The 8,411-nt window shown below is 69.2% G+C and carries 10 protein-coding genes and 2 pseudogenes; 8 read left to right on the forward strand and 4 right to left on the reverse strand.

Annotated features, from left to right (window positions below; translation table 11 throughout):
• Positions 1 to 100: 100 nt before the first annotated feature.
• The 3 genes from ABZ345_RS22775 (at position 101) to ABZ345_RS22785 (ending at position 1,531) form a co-directional block, all read left to right on the forward strand.
• On the forward strand, positions 101 to 259 hold the full coding sequence (locus tag ABZ345_RS22775) for a hypothetical protein (RefSeq protein ID WP_359851997.1): 159 nt from the start codon (positions 101 to 103) through the stop codon (positions 257 to 259).
• Positions 256 to 861, forward strand: coding sequence for a response regulator transcription factor (locus ABZ345_RS22780; protein WP_359852000.1), 606 nt, complete (start codon positions 256 to 258; stop codon positions 859 to 861). Before ABZ345_RS22775 ends, ABZ345_RS22780 begins: the two co-directional genes overlap by 4 nt.
• 73 nt (positions 862 to 934) lie before the next feature.
• Positions 935 to 1,531, forward strand: coding sequence for a TetR/AcrR family transcriptional regulator (locus tag ABZ345_RS22785; protein WP_359852003.1), 597 nt, complete (start codon positions 935 to 937; stop codon positions 1,529 to 1,531).
• 2 nt (positions 1,532 to 1,533) lie between these two features.
• Here the strand turns inward: ABZ345_RS22785 and ABZ345_RS22790 are convergent, their stop codons facing one another.
• From ABZ345_RS22790 to ABZ345_RS22800, 3 genes are all read right to left on the reverse strand, one after another.
• Complete coding sequence (locus tag ABZ345_RS22790) at positions 1,534 to 2,040, reverse strand: hypothetical protein (RefSeq protein ID WP_359852006.1); 507 nt, start codon at positions 2,038 to 2,040, stop codon at positions 1,534 to 1,536.
• On the reverse strand, positions 2,030 to 2,860 hold the full coding sequence (locus tag ABZ345_RS22795) for a thermonuclease family protein (RefSeq protein ID WP_359852008.1): 831 nt from the start codon (positions 2,858 to 2,860) through the stop codon (positions 2,030 to 2,032). The genes ABZ345_RS22790 and ABZ345_RS22795 overlap by 11 nt, the downstream gene beginning before the upstream one ends.
• 184 nt (positions 2,861 to 3,044) lie before the next feature.
• Positions 3,045 to 4,649, reverse strand: coding sequence for a M28 family metallopeptidase (locus ABZ345_RS22800; RefSeq protein ID WP_359852011.1), 1,605 nt, complete (start codon positions 4,647 to 4,649; stop codon positions 3,045 to 3,047).
• A gap of 248 nt (positions 4,650 to 4,897) precedes the next feature.
• Here ABZ345_RS22800 and ABZ345_RS22805 point away from each other — a divergent pair, with 248 nt between their 5' ends.
• The 5 genes and pseudogenes from ABZ345_RS22805 to ABZ345_RS22825 form a co-directional block, all read left to right on the forward strand.
• Positions 4,898 to 5,335: a hypothetical protein gene (locus ABZ345_RS22805; RefSeq protein WP_359852014.1), complete on the forward strand. Its 438-nt coding sequence runs from the start codon at positions 4,898 to 4,900 to the stop codon at positions 5,333 to 5,335.
• Entirely contained in the window at positions 5,332 to 6,204 is an 873-nt protein-coding gene (locus ABZ345_RS22810) for an AAA family ATPase (protein ID WP_359852017.1), read from the forward strand. The genes ABZ345_RS22805 and ABZ345_RS22810 overlap by 4 nt, the downstream gene beginning before the upstream one ends.
• A complete protein-coding gene (locus ABZ345_RS22815) occupies positions 6,201 to 6,731 on the forward strand; it encodes a hypothetical protein (RefSeq protein ID WP_359852020.1) in 531 nt (176 codons plus the stop codon). Before ABZ345_RS22810 ends, ABZ345_RS22815 begins: the two co-directional genes overlap by 4 nt.
• A 3-nt stretch (positions 6,732 to 6,734) precedes the next feature.
• Entirely contained in the window at positions 6,735 to 7,442 is a 708-nt protein-coding gene (locus tag ABZ345_RS22820; protein WP_359852023.1) for an SGNH/GDSL hydrolase family protein, read from the forward strand.
• 231 nt (positions 7,443 to 7,673) lie between these two features.
• Positions 7,674 to 7,850: pseudogene (locus tag ABZ345_RS22825) on the forward strand (helix-turn-helix domain-containing protein); the annotation flags it as partial.
• Between the two features lie 101 nt (positions 7,851 to 7,951).
• Here ABZ345_RS22825 and ABZ345_RS22830 read toward each other — a convergent pair.
• Positions 7,952 to 8,411, reverse strand: a pseudogene (locus tag ABZ345_RS22830) (transposase family protein); the annotation flags it as partial.

The raw sequence follows: 8,411 nt of genomic DNA on the forward strand, positions 1-8,411 counted from the left end.
CGCGAGCCGAGGTCGTGCGGCGTGGGTGAGCGGGAGCCGGCGTGATCAAGGCGCCGGACGTCGACCACAGCAACACCCGCAAGCCGAGGTCACACGGCGAATGCGGGCTGAAGGCAGCGTGGACAAGGCGCTCGACGTCGACGACAGCCACACCCGCGAGCCGAAGTCGCGAGATGAGGCAGGCAGGGTTCTGGAGATCCACGGCGGCCACACCTGCGGGCCGAAGTCGCATGACGCAAGCAGGCAGGAGGCGGCGTGATCAAGGTGTTGCTGGCGGACGACCAGGCGCTGGTGCGGGGCGCGTTCGCCGCGATGCTCGGACTGGAGCCCGACATCGAGGTGGTCGCCGAGGTCAGCGCCGGCGACGAGGTGGTCTCGGCGGCCCGGCGCACCACGCCTGACGTGGCGTTGCTCGACGTGCAGATGCCCGGCAAGGACGGACTTAGCGCCGCCGCCGAGCTCCGCACCGCCCTGCCGAGCTGCCGGGTGATCGTCTGCACCACGTTCGGACGGCCCGGCTATCTCGCGCGGGCCATGGCGGCGGGCGCGGCCGGGTTCGTGGTCAAGGACGCGACGCCGGAGCAGTTGGTCGACGCTGTGCGCCGGGTTCATGCCGGGCTGCGCGTGGTGGATCCGGCGTTGGCCGCGGAGTCGCTCGCGACAGGACACAGCCCGTTGACCGACCGTGAACGTGACGTGCTGGCGGTGGCGCGTGACGGTGGCACGGTGGCGGATCTGGCCAAGGCGCTCCATCTCTCGGAGGGCACGGTCCGCAACCACCTCAGCGCCGCGATCGGCAAGACGGGCGCGCGGACGAGGGCGGAGGCGGTGAAGGTCGCCGAGGACAGCGGCTGGCTCTAGGAGTCCGCTGACCAAGGCGCGGGCATCAAGGCGCACCAGAGCCCGGCCGTGCGACAGCAGGTAGGTTCGGCGGGTGGAACCTGTTGCGCTGCCGTGGGGCCGGCCTCGTGAGGAGCGCGCGGACGCCGCCCGCAACCGCGCCCACCTGATCGACGTCGCCCGGCAGATGGTGGCGGAGCTGGGCGCCGACAAGGTCACCATGGACGGCCTCGCCGAACGGGCCGGGCTCGGCAAGGGCACGGTGTTCCGCCGCTTCCGCACCCGTGCGGGCATCTTCCTCGCGCTGCTGGACGAGGAGGAGAAACGCTTCCAGGACCGGGTTATGACCGGGGCGCCGCCGCTGGGTCCTGGCGCGCCGGCGGTCGAGCGGCTGGTCGCGTTCGGGCGGGCGCGGCTCGAGTTCCTGGTGGAGCACACCGTCCTGGCCCGCGCGGCGCTCGACCCCGGTCAGCCGGTTCCCGTCGGCGAGAGCCCGTCGTTGTTCCACGTGCAGATGCTGCTGAGCGAGGCGCGTCCTGAGGTGGCGGTGAGCGGCGCGCTGGCGTTGCAGCTGGTGGCCGCGCTGGAGGGGCCGATCCTGCTGTACCTGCGGACCGCGGACGCGCCCAGCCCCGTGGTGCACGACCTCGTCGCGAGCTGGCGGGTGCTGGTGGAACGCGTCTGCGGCTGACGTCAGTTGAGCAGCTCGGCCACCCGCACGACAGAATCGGCCGGCCACGACTGACGCAGTCCACCTTGGAAGGTCACGTCGACGTCCTCCCCCAGCGCGACCTCGGCCACCTGACCGACCGGCCCGATCGAACCGTAAAGCCGGACGAGGTCACCCGGAACCAGCGACTCCGCCGGCTTCGCCGCGACGTTGCGCGCTACCGAAGCGGGACGGATCCGCGAGGTGAAGAGCCACCACCCGACGCCGGTCACCACAGGGGTCGCGAGCACCAGAACGCCCGCGGTGACGGGGAACTCGCGCACCAGGACCGCCGCACCTACCGATGCCCACAGCAGGCCCGTCAGCGCGGCGACGAGGGCCGAGCTCACCGGGTGGTCGCCGACCTGGAGCCAGCCCGTCGTGCGCACCCAGCCTTCCTCGGTCAGGCCGCGCGGTGGCTTGCCGTCCGTCTCGAGCGGCGCCAGGTCGACCGGTTTGCTGAACAGGTCGATGCCTTCTTCAGTCCGCACGGCGCCACCTCAGCTGGTTCTTGCCGTTGCGGGCGCAGACCATCTCGTTGCCGTTCGCAGCCTTGCGCCGCGCGCCTTCCTTGAAGCACGCCTTGCCCAGCCAGACGTCGTCCCACGAGTCGTCGGGGGGTGACGTAGTGGTGGGAGTGACCCGTGACGAAGGCGGCGGCTCGGAAGACTCCGGCGTCGGTGTGGTCGTAGTCGTGGTCGTGGTGGCTGGGGCCGAAGTGGTGGACGGCGGCGCGCTGGTGGCCGTTTCGATGCGCAGGCAGGCCGACGCCCACAGGCCGCGGTGTTCCTGGCGGGCAACGGTTTCGACCTGGGCGAGCTCGTCGCGGGTCGACACGTCCGCCGGTGCCATGCCGTCGTGCACGAGGGTCTGGGCGTAGTCAAGGCCGTTCGGCAGCTGCACGTCGACCACGATCCGGTCGCTGTCGGGGTCGACGTCCTTCTTCACGGTCAGCCGGACCGTCTTGCCCCGCAACAGGTTCTGCGCGGTGGCGCGCGACTCTGCCAGCCAGCAGTCCGCGATGCGGCCGACTCCGGCGACGCGGGCGTGGAAGAGGACTCCCGAGGCGGGCTCCATGCCCTCGAAAAGGTCCACATCGGACACCGCGTGCACGGTCACCTCGAAGGAGTCGCCCCTGTGCATCGCGGTGTCGGGTCCGGCGGGACCGTGTGCGCGCGGCGCCGTGCCACCGAGGAAGCCCGCGGCCGCGGTCGTGGCCAGCGCGGTGAGCACGCCGAGGCACATCACGGCGACCCGCGTGTGCTGCTGCGCGCCCCACCACGAGCGGCGGACGATCCCTGGACTCGGCAACGGCGGCCCCCCGGCTCGGTGAGCAGTTGTCGAGGCAGTCTCAACCCGAGAAAGTGGACCGTCAAGAACGAAAAAGGTTCAATCTATTTCCGTCCGATGTTTTCACGGAGACTCGGGGCTTGTGATTGCCTCCGCACGCGGTCGCGCACCCCGGCCGCGAGGACCGGGGTGCGCGACCCGCGCCTCACGGGTTCAGGGTGAGAGTCCAGGTATCGATCGTGCCTACGTCGATCGCCGCGAGGTCGCGCACGCGGAGCTTCCACGTCCCGTTGGCGGTCTCACCGGCCAGGTTGACCGTGTAGGTCTGGTTGATGTTGTCGGTGCTGCCACCGGATCGGTTGTGCAGCGAGTACGACGAGCCGTCCGGTGCGATCAGGGCCACCGTCAGGTCACCGATGTAGGTGTGCCGGATGTTCACCGCCACCTTGGAGGCGGAGGACGGCGTGGCGGTGCAGCCGGAGATCACGATGTCGCTGTCCACGGCACCGGCGTTGTCCGGGATGGCGACGTCGTTCGGGTTGGTACCGGTGCAGCCGCCGCCAGGACCACCGGTGACCGTCAGGGAGTAGGTCGCCGTGTGGGAGACGGACCCGGCCGCGGTGACCGTGACCGGGTAGGTGCCGGAAGGCGTCGACGCCGTGGTGCTGATGGTCAGCGTCGAGTTGCCGCCCGTCGTCACCGAGGCCGGGTTGAACGAAGCCGTTGCGCCGGAAGGCAATCCGGACGCGGACAACTGCACGGACTGAGCCGAGCCGCTCGTCGTCTGGGTCGACACGGTGGCCTGGACCGACGAACCAGCCGCCACCGAGCCTGAGGTCGGCGACACCGCCACGGAGAAGTCCGCGCCCGGCGTGCCGCTGACCGCCGAGGCCCACAACGTGTAGGCGATGCCGTCCACCGAGCGGTTCAGGTGGGTGTCGCTGATGTTCGCCGTGGTGTCGCAGGACTTGTGGTAGCAAGGGTCGAAGGAACTGTTCGTGCCACCCCACTTCGCGACCTGGGGCGGCTTCTTGACGGCGCCCGCGCCCGTCGCGTACCCGGTGGCCGGGATGCTCTTGCCGCTGAAGGACGCGTCGTCGGAACGGCCGACGCCCTCGACGTTCTCCTCGGGCTGCAGGCCCAGGGAGTCCCAGTACGCCTTCATGTGCGTGGACTGGGCGGCGCTGATGTTGTTGATGAAGTAGCCGCCGTTGGTCGAGGCGACCATGTCGAAGTTGTGATAGGTCTTGATCTTCGCGCGTTCGGCCGCCGACAGCTGGTTGACGTAGAACTTCGAGCCGAGCAGGCCGGACTCCTCGTCGGTCCACCAGGCGAAGCGGACCTTGTTCTGCATCGCCGGGTTCACCCGCGCGAGGGTCAGCGCGACCTCCAGGATCGACGCGGAGCCGGATCCGTTGTCGTTGATGCCGGGACCCGCGGAGACGCTGTCGAGGTGGGCGCCGAACATGTAGACGCTGTTCGGGTCGCCGCCCGGCCACTCGGCGATCACGTTCGGACCGGCGCCGCTGCTGCAGCCCGACGTGCAGGGCTGCTCGGTCACGGTGTAGCCCGCCGCAGTGAGCTTGTCCCTCACGTAGGCCACCGACGCCTTGTAGCCGGCCGTGGTGGCACGCCGGGTGCCGCCGTTGTTCGTGGCGATGGTGTTGAGCTGCGTCAGATGCTGCTTGACGGCCGCCACGTCGATGTCTGGGGCGGCGAGGAGTGCCGGGGCGGCGGCCGCAGGGACGACCATCGCCGCCGCGACGACCAGAGTCGTCAACGCGGTGGAGAGCAGGGAACTTCTTCGCACCGTTGGGCTCCTTCACAGGGATGCAGGGTCAGGCCAACGTAGCCACGGCGAGAACCGCCCACATCGGGCCTTTCGGATGGTTGTCCTCACGGTTGACAAGGATCGGCGGAATCCGACCCGTTCGGAGCAGTCCATTCGGAATGCGAATAACCGAGTGCGAAAAGCCTTGTAACGAACTCCGGTCACGACTCGAATGCCCATGCGGAAGCTCCTCGATCAGTGACCGGAGCATTGCCGGAAGGAACCGGATGGTTTTCCTCGAGCTCACCGTGGCCGCCATGCAGGGATTCGCCCAGGCTTTGGCGGAACGGTTCATCAAGGGCCGCGAGAACTCGGTGGCACTGCGGTCCGTCGTCAGCGAGGTGGAGGCGATCGGACGCCTGCAGGCGTCCGACCGGGAAGGCCTGAACGAGCTCAAGCACCTGCTGGTCCAGGTGCTCTCGCGCGCCGACGGGCTGGAGGTGCGCCGCCGCAAGATCGTGTTCATGCCGACCGAGCACACGCCGAACGTCGAGTCCGCCCTGCTCAACCTGCAACTGGAGATCAGCAGGGCGTGCGGGCCCCAGCCGGAGGCGAAGCAGCCGGCAGCGGACCTGGCGAGCAGGAGCGCCGACCCGTCGAGCATCTTCTACCAGCTCGACGAGGAGATCTCGCGCCTGCGCGGCGGCCAGGAGGACCCCCGATGACCTTCATCGCCCAGCGGTTCGCCCGCGCCGTCCACGACCACCTGGTGCTCAGTCTCGTGAATCTGCCGGAACACCCGGTCATCATGGGCATCTTCGGCGCACCGGGTGAAGGCAAGACATTCCAGTTGCGCACAGTTCTCGACGACGCGAATGTCCACGTTTTGTCCATCAATGCGGCGGATTTCGAAAGCGACCGCGCCGGAGTTCCCGGCAAGCACCTGCTCGCGTCCTATGTCAGCGCCGCCCGCGCGATCGAGGGCAAACGGCCGTCCTGCCTCGTGATCGACGACGTGGACACCACCGCCGGCGAGTGGGAGAACAACACCGGCACGGTCAACCACCAGCAGGTCCTCGCCCAGCTCATGCACCTGGCCGACCGGCCGTGCGACGTGGAGAGCATCGGCAGGATCGCCCGCGTGCCGATCTTCGTGACGGGCAACGACTTCGGCAAGCTCTACCCGCCGCTGCGCAGGCCGGGACGGATGACCGCGCTGCACTGGGCCCCCTCCGCGGAGGAACGCCGCGCGGTGATCACGACCGTCCTCATGGGCCTGGCCGGCGACGACGTGGTGGCGAACCTGCTCGCCAGCTATCCCCGCCATCCCGTCTCGTTCTTCGCCGAACTGCGGTCGCACCTCACCACGATCGGGGCGGCGCAGGTGATCGAGCGGCTGAGCCAGAACCTGCCGCTGATCGCCGGCGAGGCCGACCTGTACCGCCCGCACGTCGAGGCGGCCGTGCGCGGGCGGCTGGACCCGTTGCTGGTCGAGCAGACCGCCGCCGCACTGCACGAGCAGCACCAGGCCGCCGGCCGCGCCTACCTCGCCCCCGCCTACCTCACGCCCAGCCCCGAACAGGTGGACGAATGAAGACCTACTCCTACACCGTGACGAGAACGAGAACCGAGGCGGTGGTCGACCAGTTCGCGATCTTCCTGCAGTACGCGGGCGTCTCCGATGCCAGCCGCACCAGGACGCTGCACGCCGTCGACCAGCGGTGGCTCGAGCGGGTCGCCGTCTACCTGGTCGACTCCGCCGGCCTCCGCGTGCTGGAGGTCGCCGTCGGCATCGACTGGACGGCGCACTCCGACTTCGCCGCCATCAGCCCCCAGATCAGCACGGACCTGCCCGGCTGGGAGCAGGGCGCCGCACCGGAGATCCGCGCGCTGGGCCACCGGTTCGGCGCGAAAGCCAGCGCGCTCGGCCAGACTCCCCGGCTCTGGGTCCGCTTCACCAGGGCGATCCGTGACAACGCCGACTTGCACCGCACCCTCTGCGACCAGAGCGGCTACCAGTACCGCGGCAGGGTGCCCGAGTGGCGCAACCCGCCCGTGCGCCGCGACAACATGCAGCTGCCCGACCTGCCGGAGGTCGACGTCTCCATCTGGGAAGCTTGATCCGTGTCGTGGCGAATCGTCGTGGTCCTGGCTCTCGGTCTGGTGGTGCTGACAGGCCCCGCCCAGACCGAGCCGACCCCGGCTCGGCCGGCCTCGACCGAGCCCGCGGGCAGCGTGCGGATCATGCCGCTCGGCGACTCGATCACCGACGGCTTCAACGAACCCGGCGGCTACCGCATCGTTCTGTGGCAACGACTTTCCGGCCGCAACGTCGACTTCGTCGGGTCCGCCTCCAACGGGCCGCGCGTGCTCGGCGACCACGACCACGAGGGCCACTCCGGCTACCGGATCGACCAGCTGGACGCCGGGATCGTGTCGTGGGTCCGCTCGGCGAACCCCCGGACCGTGTTGCTGCACGCAGGCACGAACGACCTGGTGCAGAACCACTCCGGCGCCCCGGCCCGGCTCGGTGCGTTGATCGACAAGATCCGCTCGCTCGCGCCGCTGGCCGAGGTGTTCGTCGCCCAGATCACGCCGATTCCGGACAACGCGGTACTGGAGGAGCGGGTCCGCGCGTACAACGCGGCGATTCCCGGGATCGTGGCCGAGCGCGGCCAGCGAAACCACCTCGTCGACATGCATTCCGGCTTCACGGCGGCCGACCTCGAGGACGGCGTGCACCCCAACTCGGCCGGCTACGCCAAGATGGCCGACCGCTGGGCGGCGGCGCTCGAATCGGTGCCGGAGAGCCTGGTTCCGTCGGCGCGCTGATCAGCCGAGACCGATCTGCTGGAAGAACGTCTGGTTGTCCCAGAACAGGAATTCCAACACCCAAACCTGGGACTGATCCCGTGTTCATCTGAACACAGGAAGTCATATTCGGGAGGTTAGCAGTAACGGCGAGCGACCCCACAAGACGGGATATGTCACGTGTCCCTCGGCATCGCAGCCATCATGTTGCCGGGAAATCGAGCCGCTTAGGTCGGCCGCGAGGTCAGGGCATCGCGGCAGTCGCTGTACTCGTGGGTGGCCGCTACGAGGCCGAGGGCCTGGCCGGGTTGGTGGATCGGCCGCGGCGCACAACTCGCCACCCGGATGGCGGCCGAGGTCGAGGCGCGGATCTGCGAGCTGCGCCGGACCTATCCGCGGTGGGGTGCCCGCCGCATCGCCTACGAACTCAGCTCTCGGGTCGAAACGTTCAGCCTGGGTTGAGAGCCGGTGTTTGACCTTCACCACAAGTGGCCCAGCAAGCTGGTGACCGCGTCCGCGATCTCCACCAGTGTCTTGAGCTGGGCGTTGGCTCGTTCGCCGGGTCCGCGCAGACGCGCGTGAGCGCGGTTGGCGTCCTTCTGCGACTCGGGTTTGTTGCGGCCCTTGTACGGGGTGATCACATGCTGACCGGTGTCGTCGTAGCCGTGATAGCCCTTGTCGCCCAGGGCGATCAGCCCGGCCTGGCGCAGGGCGGCAAGGATGTTCCAGATCCGGGCCGCGGCGGTGTCTTGGGTGCTGCCGGGCAGATCGCCGGACCCCCACAGGATCGTCCCGTCCGGCGAGGCGATCACCTGCAAGTTCACCCCGTGCGTCTTGTGCTTGCCGGAGTAGAACGGCCGGTCGGCGGCGATCCGGTCGATCGGGATCAGCGTGCCGTCGATCACCACGTAGGCCACGCCCTGGCATTTCGCCGTGCGCAGCGCTTGCCGCAGCTTCGGCGACCTGGCGGCGAGGAGTTCGACGGTCTCG

This window comes from Lentzea sp. NPDC005914, from assembly GCF_040629405.1.
GTDB lineage: Bacteria > Actinomycetota > Actinomycetes > Mycobacteriales > Pseudonocardiaceae > Lentzea.